This is a genomic window from Brachybacterium zhongshanense (assembly GCF_055385755.1).
In genome coordinates, this window is sequence record NZ_AP043790.1 from 1,313,732 (window position 1) to 1,331,363 (window position 17,632).

The 17,632-nt window shown below is 70.3% G+C and carries 14 protein-coding genes and 2 tRNA genes; 9 read left to right on the forward strand and 7 right to left on the reverse strand.

Annotated elements, in window-relative coordinates:
• Positions 1–156 precede the first annotated feature (156 nt).
• Positions 157–1,368 carry an ROK family transcriptional regulator gene (locus tag ACZ5AJ_RS05990; RefSeq protein ID WP_464137979.1) on the reverse strand — a complete coding sequence of 404 codons (1,212 nt, stop codon included), beginning with the start codon at positions 1,366–1,368 and terminating at the stop codon, positions 157–159.
• A complete protein-coding gene (locus ACZ5AJ_RS05995) occupies positions 1,365–2,468 on the reverse strand; it encodes an LLM class flavin-dependent oxidoreductase (RefSeq protein WP_464137981.1) in 1,104 nt (367 codons plus the stop codon). The genes ACZ5AJ_RS05990 and ACZ5AJ_RS05995 overlap by 4 nt, the downstream gene beginning before the upstream one ends.
• A 231-nt stretch (positions 2,469–2,699) precedes the next feature.
• Between ACZ5AJ_RS05995 and dusB the strand changes: the two genes are divergently transcribed.
• The 9 genes from dusB (at position 2,700) to ACZ5AJ_RS06040 (ending at position 10,848) form a co-directional block, all read left to right on the forward strand.
• Positions 2,700–3,953: a tRNA dihydrouridine synthase DusB gene (gene dusB / locus ACZ5AJ_RS06000; protein ID WP_464137983.1), complete on the forward strand. Its 1,254-nt coding sequence runs from the start codon at positions 2,700–2,702 to the stop codon at positions 3,951–3,953.
• A gap of 8 nt (positions 3,954–3,961) precedes the next feature.
• A complete protein-coding gene (locus ACZ5AJ_RS06005) occupies positions 3,962–5,326 on the forward strand; it encodes a deoxyguanosinetriphosphate triphosphohydrolase (RefSeq protein WP_464137986.1) in 1,365 nt (454 codons plus the stop codon).
• Positions 5,327–5,330: 4 nt separating this feature from the next.
• The gene (dnaG, locus tag ACZ5AJ_RS06010; RefSeq protein ID WP_464137988.1) at positions 5,331–7,307 is read left to right on the forward strand and encodes a DNA primase; all 1,977 of its coding nucleotides are present in this window, start codon (positions 5,331–5,333) and stop codon (positions 7,305–7,307) included.
• Between the two features lie 136 nt (positions 7,308–7,443).
• Positions 7,444–7,517: transfer RNA gene (locus ACZ5AJ_RS06015), tRNA-Ile, on the forward strand.
• A 321-nt stretch (positions 7,518–7,838) separates the two neighbouring features.
• Entirely contained in the window at positions 7,839–8,936 is a 1,098-nt protein-coding gene (locus ACZ5AJ_RS06020; protein WP_464137990.1) for a LacI family DNA-binding transcriptional regulator, read from the forward strand.
• Positions 8,937–9,021: 85 nt separating this feature from the next.
• Positions 9,022–9,094: transfer RNA gene (locus ACZ5AJ_RS06025), tRNA-Asn, on the forward strand.
• A gap of 100 nt (positions 9,095–9,194) precedes the next feature.
• Positions 9,195–9,785 carry an OsmC family protein gene (locus ACZ5AJ_RS06030; RefSeq protein ID WP_464137992.1) on the forward strand — a complete coding sequence of 197 codons (591 nt, stop codon included), beginning with the start codon at positions 9,195–9,197 and terminating at the stop codon, positions 9,783–9,785.
• Positions 9,782–10,270, forward strand: coding sequence for a peptide deformylase (locus tag ACZ5AJ_RS06035; protein ID WP_464137994.1), 489 nt, complete (start codon positions 9,782–9,784; stop codon positions 10,268–10,270). The genes ACZ5AJ_RS06030 and ACZ5AJ_RS06035 overlap by 4 nt, the downstream gene beginning before the upstream one ends.
• Before the next feature lie 86 nt (positions 10,271–10,356).
• Positions 10,357–10,848: a DUF3145 domain-containing protein gene (locus ACZ5AJ_RS06040; RefSeq protein WP_464137996.1), complete on the forward strand. Its 492-nt coding sequence runs from the start codon at positions 10,357–10,359 to the stop codon at positions 10,846–10,848.
• Positions 10,849–10,920: 72 nt separating this feature from the next.
• Here the strand turns inward: ACZ5AJ_RS06040 and ACZ5AJ_RS06045 are convergent, their stop codons facing one another.
• The 5 genes from ACZ5AJ_RS06045 to aceE all read right to left on the reverse strand — a co-directional run bounded on the left by ACZ5AJ_RS06045 (position 10,921) and on the right by aceE (position 17,516).
• A complete protein-coding gene (locus ACZ5AJ_RS06045) occupies positions 10,921–12,162 on the reverse strand; it encodes a beta-ketoacyl-[acyl-carrier-protein] synthase family protein (RefSeq protein ID WP_464137998.1) in 1,242 nt (413 codons plus the stop codon).
• Positions 12,163–12,240: 78 nt separating this feature from the next.
• Positions 12,241–12,489 (reverse strand): acyl carrier protein, encoded by a 249-nt coding sequence (locus ACZ5AJ_RS06050; protein ID WP_464138000.1) that lies wholly within the window; start codon positions 12,487–12,489, stop codon positions 12,241–12,243.
• A 132-nt stretch (positions 12,490–12,621) separates the two neighbouring features.
• Complete coding sequence (locus ACZ5AJ_RS06055; RefSeq protein WP_464138002.1) at positions 12,622–13,623, reverse strand: beta-ketoacyl-ACP synthase III; 1,002 nt, start codon at positions 13,621–13,623, stop codon at positions 12,622–12,624.
• A 2-nt stretch (positions 13,624–13,625) separates the two neighbouring features.
• The gene (locus tag ACZ5AJ_RS06060) at positions 13,626–14,588 is read right to left on the reverse strand and encodes an ACP S-malonyltransferase (RefSeq protein ID WP_464138004.1); all 963 of its coding nucleotides are present in this window, start codon (positions 14,586–14,588) and stop codon (positions 13,626–13,628) included.
• A gap of 183 nt (positions 14,589–14,771) precedes the next feature.
• A complete protein-coding gene (aceE, locus tag ACZ5AJ_RS06065; RefSeq protein ID WP_464138006.1) occupies positions 14,772–17,516 on the reverse strand; it encodes a pyruvate dehydrogenase (acetyl-transferring), homodimeric type in 2,745 nt (914 codons plus the stop codon).
• Positions 17,517–17,632 lie beyond the last annotated feature (116 nt).

Consider the following 17,632-nt stretch of genomic DNA (forward strand, 5'->3'; position numbering starts at 1 on the left):
CGCGCGGCCGTTCCGGGACGCAGTTTGTAGCAGTATGAAACAAAGTGTCAAGCCGACGGGATCGTCGGGCGTCGGGGAGGGCCCCAGGACGCCTTCCCGACGGGCCGATCAGACAGCGGGCCGGCCAGGAGAGGGGGCGGCCGGATGAGGCGGCGGTCAGATGAGGCTGTGCACCGCTGTCACCGCAGCACCCCATGCGTAGTCGGTGAACTCGAAGTCCGCGCAGACGATCCGGGGGACGACGGAGGCCGGGTCCAGTCGTGCACGGACCGCCTCCTCGACCAGCTCGGGCTGCCAGCGGGCGACGTCCAGCGCCTCCCCGGTGACGACGACGCGCTCGGGGTCGATGAGGTTCGCCAGCGCGGCGATCACGGCGCCGAGCGCGATGCTGGCACGGCGCAGAGCCGAGAGCGCACGCTCATCGCGTGCGGCGGCGGCATCCATCGCGGCCCTGAAGTCCGGCGCACCGGAGTTCCGGAGGATGGCCGGGACAGTCACATAGGAGGAGACGCAGCCGGGATGCCCAGCGTCGCAGAGGGTCTCGTCCAGGCCCATGGGGAGATGCCCGACCTTGCCGGGATGCCCGTTCGCGCCGTCGATCCGCACGTCGCCCAGCACCAGTCCGCAGCCGATGCCGGCACCCATGCCGATGACCGCGAGCGAGCTCGCGCCGTTGCCTGCGCCGAACCAGTGGTGGGCCGCCGTCAGGGCCTGCACATCATTGCTCACGGTCACCGGAAGCCCGGTGGCCTCCTCCAGCAGAGCCTGCAGCGGAGTGTCGTCCCACCCCAGGAAGGCCGACCCGGAGACCACCGCACCGTCACCGGGGACCCGACGCACGTCGCCCGCGAGGCACACCCCGATCGCGGGGAGCCGCTCGAAGCGGGCCTGAAGGCGTCGGGTCGTCGTCGCCATCAGCGCGACGACGTCCGGCACCTCTCTGCTGGGCAGCTCCTCGCCCTCGGTGTGCAGGACGCGCGCCGACAGATCCGTCACCGCGGTGTAGAGCGCGTCCCCGGTCAGCTTGAACCCCAGGAAACGGGCGCCGTCCTCGTCGATCTCCAGCATGTCGGACGGCCTTCCGCGCCCGCCATCGGGCACGGCAGCTCGCTCGCGCACGAGGCCCAGCTCGGTGAGCTCCCGGGTGAGCCGGCTCAGGCTCGCCCGGGACAGTCCGGAGCGCCGACCCAGATCAGCCCGGGAGCGGCTGCCGTGGACGAGGACGTCGAGCAGGATGGTGCGCTGCGCCTCCCGCAGCGTCGGCCACGCCCAGGGTGCGCCGACGCCCGACTCGCTGACCTGCGCGCTCGCCCCCGGTGCGCCGACGCCCGATCCGTCGAGGCCCGGAGTCGTCCCCACTGCGCTCACAGGGCGACGGCCAGATGCGGGACCACGTCCGCGGCGAACGCCTCGAGGACCGAGCACTGCTCCTCGACGCCGGCGCCGAACGGGAGCACCAGCACCAGCTCATCGGCCGCCCGGACCACGGGATCGGCGAGCAGAGAGCGAGCGACCGCCCCGGGGTCGTCGATCACCGCCTGGCCGAACACCGCTCCGCGTCCGCCGATCTCCTGGGCACGGAACTCACCGGTCGTGCCCGGAGAGGCGGAGCGCTCCCGCGGGATCAGTGAGACGTACCGCTCCAGGTCGCTCTCGGTGCGCACCGGGATCGCCTGTCGGCTCACTATCACATGCCCGTCGCCATGGCCCGCGGCGCGCGACGCCTCGCGGTACGCCTCGAGCACCTCGAGCTGGAGCACCTCGAAGGAGCGGCACGAGCCGTCGTCGGGCGCCATGGTCGCCAGCTGCAGCCCAAGCCCCAGCGAGCCCGCGAGCGCCGCGCGCTCGCTGCTGGCCGCGCCGTAGGCGAGGCGGGATCGCAGACCCGGTGACTGCGGCTGCACCCGCAGCGGCGCACCCTGCTCCACGCCCTCGATGTGGACATCCGCCCGGGCCACGATCTCTCCGTCCAGCAGACGGCACAGCTCGTGCAGCACCCTCTCGCTGTGCGCGGACACCTCGCCCTGGACCGCCCCGAAAGTCTCCGCGTAGATCGCGTCCTTGGCCGAGTACCCGGGGGCCACCCCGGGCCGGAGGCGTCCTGACAGGAGCAGGTCCGCTGTCGCGAGGTCCTCGGCCAGCCGTCCGGCGTTCTCGAAGCGCAGGGGGATCACCGCGGTGCCCAGCTCGATGCGCTCGAGGTGCTGCCCCAGTGCGGCGAGGAACACCAGCGGCGAGGACAGCGCGTCCTGGAGGTGCCGTGTGCGGACATATGCGACGTCGTATCCCAGGCTCTCCGCCTGACCGAGGATCTCGCGGCCCGCCTCCAGACCGGAGCTGCGGACCGAGCCGCTCTCGTCGAGGGCCACCCCCGTATGGTCGATCTGCGCCGCGACTCCGATGCGCGGGGGCCCGGGCGCATCGGCAGAGGCGGAGGAGAAGGGGCGGGGACTGGGCGTCGAGGTCATGGTCGTGCTCCTGATGCTGAGGACGGCCCCCGCGAATCCGGGAGCGACTCGCCGTCGGGGCTTCCCTGTCGTGGCTCCAGTGTGCCAGCGCGAACCCTCCCCTGTGACGACGCACGTCCCTCGGACACGCCGTCGGCGACCCCTGCGTCGCTCCTCCCCACTGGGCGAGGATCCACATCACGGTCGCACCTGCTCCCGTGCGAGCTCGTCGGATGGGATGATCGAGGGACGATGACCCTCCTCGACAGCGCACCCCTCGACAGCGCAGCGCAGAACCCCGACCACCCGGCACCGTCCGACCGCGGTGGGGCGGTCGGCGCCGCGCCGCATCGCCGCGGCCTCACCATCGGTCCCTACACGATCGATACTCCCGTCGTGCTGGCTCCCATGGCGGGGATCACCAACATGGCGTTCCGCCTGCTGTGCCGGGAGTTCGGTGCGCTCCACAGCGATGACGACGGCGGCCTCTACGTCTCCGAGATGGTCACCACCCGTGCCCTCGTGGAGGACCACCGCGAATCCTGGCGCCTGGTCACCATGGGGGAGAGGGAGACCCCTCGCTCCGTGCAGCTCTACGGGGTGGACCCGGCGACCGTGCGCCGCGCTGTCGAGATGCTCGTCGAGCGCGACAGGGCCGATCACATCGACCTGAACTTCGGCTGCCCGGTCCCCAAGGTCACCCGCCGCGGAGGCGGCGGCATCCTGCCCTGGAAGACCGAGCTGTTCACGCGCATCGTGTCGGCCGCGGTCGAGGCCGCCGACGGTCGGCCCGTCACGGTCAAGACCCGCATCGGCATCGACGAGGATCACCAGACGTTCCGGGACGCCGGTCTGATCGCCCAGGAGGTCGGCGCAGCTGCGATCGCCCTGCACGGGCGCACCGTCCAGCAGCACTATTCCGGCCAAGCTCGCTGGGACGCCATCGCCGAGCTCAAGCAGCTGGTGACCGGCATCCCTGTGCTCGGCAACGGCGACATCTGGTCCGCGGAGGACGCGATCCGGATGATGGAGGAGACGGGCTGCGACGGCGTCGTCGTCGGGCGCGGATGCCAGGGACGCCCCTGGCTCTTCGCCGATCTCGCCGCAGGCTTCGCCGGCAGGGATGACCGCGTCCGGCCCTCCCTCGGCGATGTCTCGCGCATCCTGCGCCGCCATGCCGAGCTCCTGATCGAGTTCTACGACGACGAGGGCCGCGCCCTGCGGGACCTGCGCAAGCACGTGGCCTGGTACTTCAAGGGGTATCCCGTCGGCGGCGAGATGCGTCACCGGCTGGCCACGATGGAGTCCCTCGCCGACCTCGACGCGAAGCTCGCCGAGCTGGACCCGGACGTCCCCTACCCGGGAGCCGCCGTCGAGGGCCCCCGAGGCCGTGCAGGCACGCCCAAGAAGGCCGTCTGCCCCGAGGGATGGATGGACTCCCGCGACCTGTCCGACGAGCATCGGGCTCGGCTCCATGAGGCCGAGCTCGACACCTCCGGGGGCTGATGGACCCCATGACCTCCTCCCGCACTGCATCGCGCGCCTCGGCCCGCGGAGCCGCACCGTCCGACGCCGACCCCGCACGCCCGCCGGCCGGCTATCGCCGAGAGGATCTCGACCGCTGGGCTCCGGAGCCGCCGAAGTCGCAGTCCCGCACGCCCTTCCAGCGCGATCGCGCGCGGGTCCTGCACTCTTCGGCCCTGCGCCGCCTGGGCGCGAAGACCCAGGTCCTCGGCGCCGGAGCCAACGACTTCGTCCGCACGCGTCTGACCCATTCCCTCGAGGTCGCCCAGGTGGGCCGTGACATCGGCCTCGAGCTCGGCTGCGATCCCGATGTCGTCGACGCAGCCTGCCTCTCCCACGATCTCGGGCACCCTCCCTTCGGCCACAACGGGGAGAAGGTGCTGGACGACATCGCCGCGGACTTCGGAGGCTTCGAGGGCAATGCGCAGACCCTGCGGCTGCTCACCAGGCTCGAGCCGAAGGTGATCGGCGAGGATCGGCCCTTCGGACTGAACCTCACGCGCGCCGTCGTCGACGCCGCGATCAAGTACCCCTGGGCTCGCGGCGAGGGACCGGACCCGTCGTCGCCGAAGTTCGGTGCCTATGCCGACGACCTCGACGTGTACGCCTGGGCCCGCGAGGGCGCCGTGCCCGGGCGGAAGTGCTTCGAGGCGCAGGTCATGGACCTCTCCGACGACATCGCCTACTCAGTGCACGACGTGGAGGATGCGGTCACCGGCGGCACCCTGGACCTGGGTCTGCTCGCCGACCCGATGGAGCGCGCCGCCGCGCTCTACGTCGTCCAGGACTGGTACATGCCGGGGGAGAGCATCGACGCGCTGGACGAGGCCCTGCGACGGCTCGAGGGGGAGCCCTACTGGATGCTCGGCTTCACCGGCACCATGCGCTCCGCCGCGGCGCTCAAGGACATGACCAGTCAGCTCATCGGCCGCTTCACCCGCTCGGTCATCAGCGCGACGCGCGCCGCTCACGGGCAGGATCCGCTCTCCCGCTACAGCGGTGACGCGGTGGTTCCGGAGGAGACCCGCCTCGAGATCGCGGTGCTCAAGGGGCTCGCGGCCGCGTACGTCATGTCCTCCGCGTCCCAGCAGCCGGTCTACGAGCAGCAGGAGGAGATCATCCGCGACCTCTTCGCGCAGCTGTGGAACACCGGCACCACGCACCTCAGCCCTCTGTTCGCCGAGCTGTGGGAGAGCGCCGTCGACGACGACGCCCGGCGACGGGTGGTCGTCGACCAGATCGCCTCCTTCACCGACGTCACCGCCCGGCGACTGCACGAGATGCTCTTCAAGGGCGGCATCACCCATGTCACGGCCGCGGACACCCCCCTGCCGGGGCTCGGATCGGAGCTGTGATCCGATGGCACCGGGTCTGATCCGCCGCGCCGACGTCGACCTGGTGCGCGAGCGCGCGCGCCTGGACGAGGTGGTGGGGGAGCACGTCACCCTGCGCACGGCAGGGATCGGATCGATGAAGGGCCTGTGCCCGTTCCACGACGAGAAGACGCCGTCGTTCCACATCCGTCCCCAGCTCGGTCACTGGCACTGCTTCGGATGCGGCGAAGGCGGGGACGTCATCTCCTTCGTCCAGAAGATCGACCATCTCAGCTTCGTCGAGGCCGTCGAGATGCTCGCCGGACGCTACGGGGTCCAGCTCCACTACGAGGAGGGCGGGCGGGACGCGGACCGGCCGGACTTCGGGACCCGCCGACGCCTGCTGGACGCCCATGCGATCGCCGAGGAGTTCTATCGCGAGCAGCTCGACGGGGCCGAGGCCGAGATCGGTCGACGGTTCCTCATGGAGCGGGGATTCGACCAGGACGCCGCCGAGCGCTTCGGCGTGGGCTACGCGCCCCAGGGCTGGGACGCGATCACCTCGGTCCTCAGGAAGCGCGGCTTCACGGACGAGGAGCTCGTCGCCAGCGGCATCGTCTCGCAGGGGCAGAGGGGGATCTACGACCGCTTCCGCGGCCGTCTGATCTGGCCGATCAGGGACATCACCGGGAACACCATCGGCTTCGGGGCTCGCAAGCTGCTGGAGAGCGACCAGGGTCCGAAGTACCTCAACACCCCCGAGACGGCGATCTACCGCAAGTCCCATGTGCTGTACGGACTGGACCTCGCGCGCAAGGCGATCGCGGCGGAGCACAGAGTGGTCGTCGTCGAGGGGTACACCGACGTGATGGCGGCCCACCTCGCGGGCGTGACGACCGCCGTCGCATCATGCGGCACCGCCTTCGGCTCCGAGCACGTCAAGATCGTCCGCCGGGTCATGGGGGACACCAACCCGTCGGCCGGTCTGCGGCTGAACTCCGACGGCCGAGGACTCGCCGGAGAGGTCGTCTTCACCTTCGACGGCGATGCGGCGGGGCAGAAGGCGGCGCTGCGAGCCTTCGAGGAGGACCAGCGGTTCGTCGCGCAGACCTACGTCGCCGTCGAACCCAGCGGCATGGATCCCTGCGAGCTGCGCATCGCTCGCGGCGACCAGGCGATCGTCGACCTCATCGCCTCCCGTCGCCCCCTGTTCGAGTTCGCCATCCGATCCGCGATCTCCCAGGTCGATCTCGACACCGTCGAAGGACAGGTGACGGCCCTGCGGATGGCGGCGCCGGTGGTCGCTCGCATCCGTGACCGAGCGATGCGTCCCGAGTACGCACGCCGCCTGTCCGGCTGGCTCGGCATGGATGAGCGGACCGTGCTGCGCGCCGTCCACGACGCCGCACGCAGCGCCGGACGCGGGGCTCCCGAGGCCGCGGCCGCGGAGCGCGGCACCCGGCAGCAGGCGGACGGCTCCGGTCCGGAGGGGGCGGATGGCGGGCCCGCGGTGCCCGTCGTGCGGATCGCCGACGTCGTCAGCCCCCGCGACCCCGTCGGCCAGGTCGAGGTCCAGTCGCTCGCCGTCATGATGCAGGCTCCTCAGCTGCTGGATGCCACCAAGGTCGGCGCGCTCCCCGACGACGCCTTCCACGTTCCTGCGCTCCAGGGGGTCTGGGATGTCATGCTCGCCGCCGGCACGCTGCTCGACGCCGTCGAGGGCACGCTGCACCCTGCCCGCTACCTCGACCAGGTCCTCGAGATCGCGGGCGAGACCGTGCGGCCGCTGATCGTCGAGATCGCCAACCTCTCCCTCCCCGCCCGCGACGAGAGCGGACTCGCCCGGCTCGCCGACTCGCTGCTGGACCGCCTCACCGAGCTGTCGATCACCCGCGAGTACTCGGTCCTCAAGCAGCGGCTCCAGCGCACCGACCCCTCCGACCCGGAGCGCTATCAGGAGATCCTCAGCCGCCTCGCGGAGGTTCAGGAGAAGCGGCGCGCTCTGCGTGCGCTGGACGACTGACGGTCCGACGGCGGCGCCGACCGCGCGACGGCCCCGTTGCCCGTGCCTCGTCGCACAGATCTCAGCAGGCTCCGTCGCGGCAGGTCAGCGCCGCTTCCCGTGATAGATTCTGTCGCGCCCTCCCTGCGGAGGACGCGGGCCAGTAGCTCAGCCGGTCAGAGCAGCGGACTCATAATCCGTCGGTCGCGGGTTCAAGCCCCGCCTGGCCTACCCACCAGCACCCGCTCCGAGCGGTGCTCCCGCTCCGCCCGCCGTCGACGGCCGGCCACGAGCGCTCAGCAGCATCCAGCGGCTCTCCGCCGTCGCGCCGGCCGAGGCTCAGGGGCTCCGACCCTCATCGCGACCGTCCTCTCGGCGGACACCCCTGTGACGTCGGCCCCGATTGCGCGATCCTGGTCCCCGCACCTGCGCAGTCCCGTCGACGCACGGGCCCGTGCGATCGTCCGGGGCCGACGGCGACTGACCGCGCAGATTGCTACTGTAACGCTCAAGTCCTTTGATCGCAGGATCGTCGACGGAGAGGCCCGTTCCATGGACAGCACACCGACAGCCGGCACCATCGGGACGCCGCGGGGAACCGGACGCGCCAAGCGCGTGACCATCGCGGACATCGCCCGACAGGCCGGAGTCACCGCTGCCGCCGTGTCCCTCGCGGTGAACGGACGTCCCGGCGTGTCGGACGCGACGCGCGCCAGGATCGTGAAGATCGCCAAGGAGCTGGACTGGGAGCCCTCCCATGCGGCTCGCGCGCTCGCCGGCGCCCCGGTGCTCACCGCGGGCATGGTCCTGGCGCGTCCTGCGGACGTGCTGGGCGCTGAAGCGTTCTTCGGCGCCTTCGTGGCTGGACTCCAGGAGGTCCTGAGCCAGGCCGACTACTCCCTGCAGATGAAGATCGTCGAGTCCACCGACGCAGAGATCGACACGTACCGCAGGTGGTTCGGTCAGCGCCGGGTCGATGGCGTGGTCCTCGTTGATCTGCGGGTCGATGACCCCCGCATCGCCGCGCTCGAGCAGCTCGGCGAGCCGGCACTCGTGATCGGCGGCCCGGGGCATCACGGCTCCCTCCCCGCGGTGTACGTCGACGACGCCCAGGCGACGCGCCTTCTCGTCGAGCACCTCGCCGATCGTGGGCACCGCCGGATCGCGCGCATCGCCGGCAACACCGAGTACCTGCACACCGCTCAGCGCGATGAGGCGTTCGAGGCGCTGTGCGCCGAGCTCGGGGTCGAAGGCAGCATCGAGGGCGCCGGCTTCGCGGCCGACGGCTCCGCGCGCGCGACGGAGGAGCTGCTGGTCCGCTCCGATCGGCCCACTGCGATCATCTACGACAGCGACGAGATGGCTCTCGCCGGTGCCGGAGTGCTGCAGGACCACGGCATCGCCCTGCCCGGCGGCATGGCGATCGCCAGCTTCGAGGACTCTCCGCTCGCCGCTGCGCATCGCCCGGCGATCACCGCCATCGGTCGATCCGCCGTCGAGTACGGACGGGTCGCGGCCGCTCGACTGCTGGAGATCGTCGGTGCGAAGGAGGGCGCGGGACCTTCCGAGGACCGTGTGATCGAGCCTCGTCTCCTGGTTCGCGCATCGACCTCCGAACCGCCCCAGGGGCATGAGGGGAACGACGCCTGAAGGGTTATCTAGGTCATATTCGCCGGTGAGAGCCGGTTTCGGTGTGCGGGGCCCGGGAGTCCTCTGATAGAGTCCTTCTCGTTGATCCCGCGTAGCTCAATCGGCAGAGCATTCGACTGTTAATCGAACGGTTACTGGTTCAAGTCCAGTCGCGGGAGCCCAGCAGGACTCGTCAGCCCCGGGAGAGCTCCCCGGGGCTGACCTGTTTCCCGGGCCGTACCGTCGGCCCTGCCCACCACAGCGCCCGAGGAGCCGGCCATGCCTGTCACGCCCGACGATCGCTTCGAGACCCCGGAGGCCTTCGGCCCCGGCAGCGTCTGGGCGGACCGCACAGGACCTCGCACCCTCATCGGCCGCAACCAGCGCGGCGTGGAGATCCCGATCGGGAAGGGCGAGGGGGAGATCGATCCCGGAGAGCTTCTCAAGCTCGCACTGATCGGATGCGCAGGCATGTCCTCCGATGTGAACCTCGCCCGCCGGCTCGGCGACGACTTCCCTCTGCGGCTCTGGGCCCACGGACAGTCCGACCCCGACCAGAACCGGTACGAGCGGATCGTCGAGCAGGTCCAGCTCGATCTCGAGGGCCTGACCGAGACCGAGGCCGCAGCCGCGGTGAAGGTCTTCTCGCGGGCAGTGGCCGCGGGATGCACCGTCGAGCGGTCCGTCGTCCCCGGCCTCGAGGTGTCCCACGAGATCCTCGGTCAGCCTGCTGCTCCCTCGGCTGCCGGTGCGTCCGAGGAGCCGAGACCCGCCGAGGGCACCGACGGCGCAGCCGGCGCAGAGGCAGAAGGAGCAGAGGCAGAAGAAGCAGAGGCAGAAGAAGCAGAGGCAGAGGGGGACCGTCGATGACCGTCCGTCCGATCCGCATCGTCGGGGATCCGGTGCTCCGGACGCCCTGCGACCCCGTCGGGGAGATCACCGATGCCACGCGCCGACTGGTCCAGGACCTCATCGACACCGTCGACGACGACGGCCGTGCCGGCGTCGCCGCGAACCAGATCGGCGTCACCCGCCGGGCCTTCTCCTGGAACCTCGAGGACCTCGGGGTCGGCTGCATCCTCGATCCGGTCATCGTCGAGCTGTCCGACGAGCTCCAGGAAGGGGAAGAGGGATGCCTGTCCGTCCCCGGTCTCTGGTTCCCGCGGACCCGCGCCGCCTTCGCGCGCTGCGTGGGACGCGATGTGGACGGCCACGAGATCGAGCTCGCGGGGGAGGGGATCACCGCGCGCCTCATCCAGCATGAGGTTGGTCATCTGGACGGCGCCCTGTACATCGACGGCCTCGAGCGCTCGGTCAGGAAGCAGGCGTTGCGCAGGATCAGGGAGAGCCTCTAGGCTCAGCACGCACCCGGTCGAGCATCTCGCGACCGGGCCGGCCACCGTTCGTTGGGGAAGACGCATCGGAGACCGGAAGGAACGAGATGACTCAGGGTGTTCTTCACATCCACTCAGCTCCGCGCGCCCTGACTCCGCACATCGAATGGGCGGCAGGCGGCGTTCTGGGCGTGCCGTGCCGACTGCGCTGGCAGGAGCAGCACGTCGGCCGTGCGCTGCTGCGCGCAGAGACGACCTGGCGCGGCCGGCCGGAGACGGGCGCTCTGCTTGCCAGCGCACTGCGCGGCATGCACGAGGTGCGCTTCGAGATCACCCAGCACGGGACCGCGACCTCCGACGGATCCCGGTGGTGCGGGACCCCGGACCTCGGCATCCACCACGCCGTCATCGACCATGCCGGCAACACCATGCTCACCGAGGATCACGTGCGCGCCTGCATGGACCGCGCAGATGGCGATCCTCGCGATCTGCGCAGGCAGCTCGGCATCGCGCTCGGGGAGCCGTGGGACGATGAGCTCGAGATCTATCGCCATGCTGCGGAGGGCGCTCCGATGCGCTGGCTCCACCGCGTCGGCTGATCGCAGAATGCGGAAGGGCCGCCCCCTGAGAGGCGGCCCTTCCGCAGTGCGGTCGGTGCGGTCGGGGACCGGTCAGGCGCTGGTGAAGACCACCGCGACATCGTGACCGCCGAAGCCGAAGGCGTTGTTCAGCACGGCGATGTCGCCCGTGGGCAGCTCGACCGGGGCATTCTGCGCGATCCTCATCGGCGTCTCCGGATCGAGGGTCTCGATGTTGATCGTCGGAGGTGCGACCCGGTGGTGGGCGGCGAGCACGGCGAACACCGACTCGAGCGCTCCGGCACCGCCGAGGAGATGACCGGTCATGGACTTGGTCGAGGTGACCACCAGCTGGTCGGTCTGGCCGTCGAGCGCCTGCGAGACCGCATTGAGCTCGCCGATGTCCCCGAGCGGGGTGGAGGTTCCATGGGCGTTCACGTGGACGAGGTCCTTCGCTCCGATGCCCGCGTCGTCGACGGCCTCCCGGATGGCGCGCGCCTGCCCGTCCTGGGAAGGCGCCGAGATGTGATGCGCATCCGAGGCCATGCCGCGACCGGAGACGTAGCCGTAGACCCGGGCTCCGCGCGCCTTCGCGTGCTCCTCGGTCTCGAGGACGAGGATCGCCGCTCCCTCGCCGAGCACGAAGCCGTCGCGGTCGACGTCATAGGGACGCGATGCACGCTCAGGATCATCGGTGCGGGTCGACAGCGCGCGGATGTTCGCGAAGCCGGCGAGCGGCAGCGGGTGCACGCAGGACTCCGTGCCGCCCACGACGACGACGTCCGCCCGACCGGCCCGGATCATGTCGAAGCCCTGGGCGACGGCCTCCGCACCGGATGCGCAGGCCGACACGGGGGTGTGGGCTCCCGCCTTCGCCCCCAGCTCGATCTCGATGTGCGCGCTCGAGGAGTTCGCCATGAGCATGGGCACGGTGAAGGGGTTCACACGGCGCGCGCCCTTCTCGCGGACCACGTCCCACTGATCGAGGATCGTCCATACGCCGCCGATGCCGGTGCCGATCACGACGCCCAGACGATCGCCGTCGACCTCCGGGGAACCAGCATCCTTCCACGCCTCGCGCGCGGCGATGAGGGAGAACCGACCCGAAGGGTCCAGCTTCTTGGCCTCGGGCCGGGAGAGCACGTCGAGAGGATCGATGCGGACCTCGCACGCGAAGTCGACGGAGAGGCCGTAGCGGTCCTTCCAGTCATTGTCGAGAGTGCGTGCCGTCGACGTGCCGGCGAGGGCGGCCTCCCATGTGCTGGGGATGTCACCGCCCAGGGGGTTGACGGTGCCGAGGCCGGTCACGGCGACACGGGGACGAGGAGCGGTCATGGCGGACCTCCGGTGCGTCGGGTCAGGGGGAGGAATGCATGACGCCCGGGACGCTGGGTCCCGGGCGCCTGGCGGACTTCAGGACTGGGCGCCCGCGATGAACGAGACGGCGTCGCCGACGGTGGCCAGGTTCTTGACCTCCTCGTCGGGGATGCGCACGTCGAACTTCTCCTCCGCGTTGACGACGATCGTCATCATCGAGATGGAGTCGATGTCCAGGTCGTCGGTGAAGGACTTGTCGAGCTTGACGTCCTCCGTGGCGACACCGGTCTCCTCGTTGACGATCTCGGCGAGGCCCTCGAGGATCTCGTTCTCGGTGTGTGCCATGGGGTTCTCCTTCGTGGAAACGGTGGTGTGGCGGTCACAGACTACCCGCGCCGCCCGGTGCGGCAGGGGAGCATGCCCGGAATGTCCGAGCGAGGTGACGAGGCCTACATGCCCCGTCGTCGTGATCGGTCCTCAGGGGAGCACGATCACCTGACCGGCGTAGGCGAGGCCCGCGCCGAAGCCGAACTGGACGAGGACGTCACCGCTGCGGGCGGCGCCCTCCTCGATCAGACGATGGGTGGCCAGCGGGATGGAGGCCGCCGAGGTGTTCCCCGTCTCGGCGATGTCCCGGGCGATGACCACGTCCTCGCCGAGGCCGAGCTGCTTGGCCAGCTCGTCGACGATGCGCATGTTGGCCTGATGGGGCACGAACACGTCGATGTCCTCGACGGTGAGCCCGGACTGTGCGAGCATCTCGCGGATCTTCTTCGCCGTGTGCCAGACCGCCCAGCGGAATACCGTGCGGCCGTCCTGCTCGAGCGTGGGCCACTCGCCCCTGCCGTCGCGGAAGTCGATGAGCGACCCGGTCATCCGGATGGTGCTCCAGCTGTCGCCGTCGCTGCCCCACACGGTCGGCCCGACGAGGGGCTCATCGCTGGGGCCGACGATCGCGGCACCGGCGCCGTCGCCCAGCAGGAACGAGATAGACCGATCGGTGGGCGAGACGAAGTCGGACAGCTTCTCGGCGCCGATCACGAGCACGTTGCGGGCGCTGCCCGACCGGATGAGGGCGTCGGCCTGGCCGATGCCGTAGCAGAACCCTGCGCAGGCGGCGGAGATGTCGTAGGCGATGACGTCGGGCCGACCGAGCTCCCCGGCGAGCAGCGTCGCGAGGGATGGGGTCGGGTAGGGGAAGGAGATCGTCGAGACGATGATCGCGTCGAGGGTCTCGAGGTCGATGCCGGAGCGCTCCACGGCCTCCCGCCCCGCCGCGAGGGCGAGGTCCTTCACCCCGACGTCCTCGCTCGCGCGGGTGCGCGTGATGATGCCGGTGCGCTGGCGGATCCACTCGTCGGAGGAGTCGATCGGTCCGACGAGATCGTCGTTGGGGACCGAGAGGTCGCCGCGGGCCGCACCGTAGGCGAGGACCTTGGAGCCCGCGACGGTGGGATGCGGACGCAGGGAGATCGCCATGGTCAGTCCTCCTCGACGGTCGGGGCGGCGGAGTCGTCGGAGGAGCCGAGGTGCTCGGTGACCAGTGCTCGGGCGGCCTCGAGATCGTCGGGAGAGTTCAGAGCGAGCGTCGCCACACCCTTGAGTTCGCGCTTGGCCAGACCCGTCAGCGTGCCGGCGGGAGCGAGCTCGATCAGGGCGGTCACGCCCCGGTCGCGGAGCGCTCCCGAGCAAGCCTCCCAGTCGACGGGCGAGGCCACCTGGTCGACGATCAGCTCGAGATACCGCGCACCGGAGCCGATCACCTCGCCACCGGCGTTGGAGATCAGCGGCAGGACGGGATCGACAGGGGAGAGCGAGGGGGCGAAGCCGGCGAGCTCCTCCCGTGCGTCGGCCATGAACGGCGTGTGGAACGCACCCGCGACCTGGAGCGGGATTACGCGGGCGCGGGCCGGCGCATCCTCTCCGAGCGCGGCGAGGGCATCGAGGGAGCCCGCCGCGACGACCTGGGCGGCGGAGTTGATGTTCGCCGGATGGAGGCCATGTCGCTCGATCGCCGAGATGACCTCGTCGCGGACTCCGCCGACGACGGCGGCCATGCCGGTGGGGGTCTCGGCCGCGGCCTTCGCCATCGCCCGCGAGCGGACGGCCACCAGACGCATGGCGTCCTCGTCGGACAGCACCCCGGTCAGGGCCGCTGCGGTGACCTCGCCGACGCTGTGCCCGGCGACGACATCCGCGCGGGGGGCGGAGGCGTCCTCGCGCAGCGCGGCTTCCGCCACGATGCCGGCGGCCACCAGCAGCGGCTGCGCCACGGCGGTGTCGCGGATGGTGTCAGCGTCCGAAGCGGTGCCGTGGCGGAGGAGATCGACGCCCGCGGCGTCGGAGAGGACGGCGAGGGTGTCGGCGACCCCGGGCAGCTCGAGCCACGGGGACAGGAAACCGGGCTTCTGCGAGCCTTGTCCGGGGCAGACGATGGCGAGCACGGGGACCTCCAGGGAGATGGACGGACGGGCGGGCGACCGGACTGCGGTGAGCTGCGGACGTGAGAGCGTCGCACACCCGATGAGGGAATGGGGGGGACGATCCGGCCACCGCGCAGGGTACCGGAACGCCGTCGGGACGCAGCGAGGTCCGCCCGTCCCGCGGGACGGGCGGACCTCGCTGGATCAGGAGTCGCCGCCGAAGGAGCCGGACTCACCGGCGTTGACGTTGGACAGGTCGTACTTGTCGATGGCCTGGCGCACGAGGGACGGATCGACCTTGCCCTCCCGCGCCAGCAGCTGCAGGGTCTTCACGACCATGGAGTGCGCGTCGATCTTCAGGTGGCGGCGGGCGGCCGGACGGGTGTCGGAGAAGCCCCATCCGTCTGCGCCCAGCACGCCGTACTGGCCCGGGATCCACTCGCGGATCATGTCGGGCACCAGGAAGTCGTAGTCGCTGGTCGCGATGAACGGGCCCTGGACGCCCTGCAGGCGCTGGGAGATCCACGGGGTGCGGAGATCCTCCGGGTGCAGGAGGTTGTGCTTCTCCGCCTCCAGGGCCTCCTTGCGCATCTCGGTCCACGAGGTGACGGACCAGACCGCGGCGCGCACGCCCCAGTCCTCGAGCAGCAGCTCGCGAGCATGGCGGGCCCACGGCACGCCGACGCCGGAAGCCAGCAGCTGCGCCTCGGGGCCCTCGCCCTCAGGGGCTGCGTCGAGCTCGTACATGCCCTTGAGCAGGCCCTCGACGTCGAGCCCCTCGGGCTCGGCCGGGTGCACGATCGGCTCGTTGTAGACGGTGATGTAGTAGAAGACCTCCTGGAGGCGGTCATCCTCTCCGTACATGCGCTGGAGGCCGTCACGGATGATGTGGCCGATCTCGTAGCCGTAGGCGGGGTCGTAGATCACGGAGCCCGGGTTGGTGTAGGCCAGGATCGGCGAGTGGCCGTCCATGTGCTGCAGGCCCTCCCCGGCGAGCGTGGTCTTGCCCGCGGTCGCACCGATGACGAAGCCCTTCGCCATCTGGTCGCCGGCGGCCCAGAAGAAGTCGCCGGTGCGCTGAAACCCGAACATCGAGTAGAAGATGTAGAACGGGATCATCGGGAAGTCATGGGTGGAGTACGAGGTGCCCGCGGCGGTGAACGCCGAGGTCGAGCTGATCTCGTTGATGCCCATGTGCTTGATCTGGCCGGAGGTCGACTCCTTGTAGGCCAGCAGCAGATCGCGGTCGACGGACAGATAGTTCTGACCGTCGGGGTTGTAGATCTTCGCCGAGGGGAACAGCGAGTCCATGCCGAAGGTGCGGGCCTCGTCGGGGATGATCGGGACCCATCGGTTCCCCGTCGCCTTGTCGCGCATGAGGTCCTTGACGAGCCGGACGAGCGCCATGGTCGTGGCGATCTCCTGCTTGCCGGAGCCTCGGCGGGCGACCTCGTAGGCCTTCTCGCCCGGGAGCTCGAGGGCCTTGTGGGTCGTGCGGCGGGAGGGCACTCCGCCGCCGAGCTCGCGACGCCGGCGCTTGAGGTACTGCATGACGGGGGCGTCGTCGGCCGGCTTGTACAGCGGGGCGTCGTAGACGCTGCCGGACTCGAGCTGCTCGTCGCTCACGGGGATCTGCAGCGTGTCGCGCAGGTCCTTGAGGTCCTCGAGGGTGAACTTCTTCATCTGGTGGGTCGCGTTGCGGCCCGCGAAGCTCTTGCCCAGACGGTAGCCCTTGATGGTGTGGGCGAGGATCACGGTGGGCTGGCCCTTGTGCTCCATCGCCGCCTTGAACGCCGCGAAGATCTTGCGGGTGTCATGGCCGCCGCGGTTGAGCTTCCACCAGATGTCGTCGTCCGACATGTCCTCGACCATGGCCTTGGTGCGAGGATCGCGGCCGAAGAAGTTGTCGCGGATGAAGCCGCCGGACTCGGCGCGGTAGGTCTGGAAGTCGCCGTCGGGCGTCATGTTCATGAGGTCCACGAGCGCGCCGTCGGAGTCCGCGTCGAACAGCGGATCCCAGCCCGAGCCCCAGATGACCTTGATGACGTTCCAGCCCGCTCCGCGGAACTGCGCCTCGAGCTCCTGGATGATCTTGCCGTTGCCTCGCACCGGTCCGTCCAGGCGCTGGAGGTTGCAGTTGACGACGAAGGTCAGGTTGTCCAGGTGCTCCTTCGCGGCGATGTGCAGCGCGCCGCGCGACTCGACCTCATCCATCTCGCCGTCGCCGAGGAACGCCCAGGTGTGCTGCTGGGAGGTGTCCTTCAGGCCGCGGTTGTGGAGGTACCTGTCGAAGGAGGCCTGCTCGATCGCGTTGACCGGGCCGATGCCCATGGAGACGGTGGGGAACTCCCAGAAGTCCTGCATCGCGCGCGGGTGCGGGTACGACGGCATGCCGCCCTCGTGGGAGAACTCCTGGCGGAACCCGTCCAGACGGGTCTGGTCCAGGCGCCCCATGAGGTAGGCGCGGGCGTAGATGCCGGGGGAGGCATGGCCCTGGAAGAAGACGTGGTCGCCGCCGCCCTCGTGGTCGCGGCCGCGGAAGAAGTGGTTGAAGCCCACCTCGTACATGTTCGCGATCGACGCGTAGCTGGAGAGATGGCCGCCGACGGACACGCCGGGGCGCTGAGCGCGGTGCACGAGCATCGCGGCGTTCCAGCGCAGGAGGTTGCGCAGCTCCCGCTCCATCGCCAGATCGCCGGGGTACTCCGGCTGCTCCTGCGCGGAGATGGTGTTCACGTAGTCCGTGGTGAGGGACTCCGGCAGGTCCAGCTCCTGATGGCGGGCATGCTGGATGAGGTTCTGGACGATCGTCGCTGCGCGCTCATCGCCGCGGTGCTCGACGAGGCCGTCGAACGAATCCAGCCACTCGCGCGTCTCCTCCGGATCAGGGTCCTGCGCATGGCTGGGCAGGTTGATGCCGATGGGACGAGGTGTCTCCTGCGAACTCACTCTGTCCTTCTCTCTATGGGAGGCGACGGACCGGCCCCCGGGGGGAGCAGGTGCACATCGCTGGACGCGCTCCGGGTGCCGTGGTTCCGCCCAGACTACAAGCACAGGAGCACGAC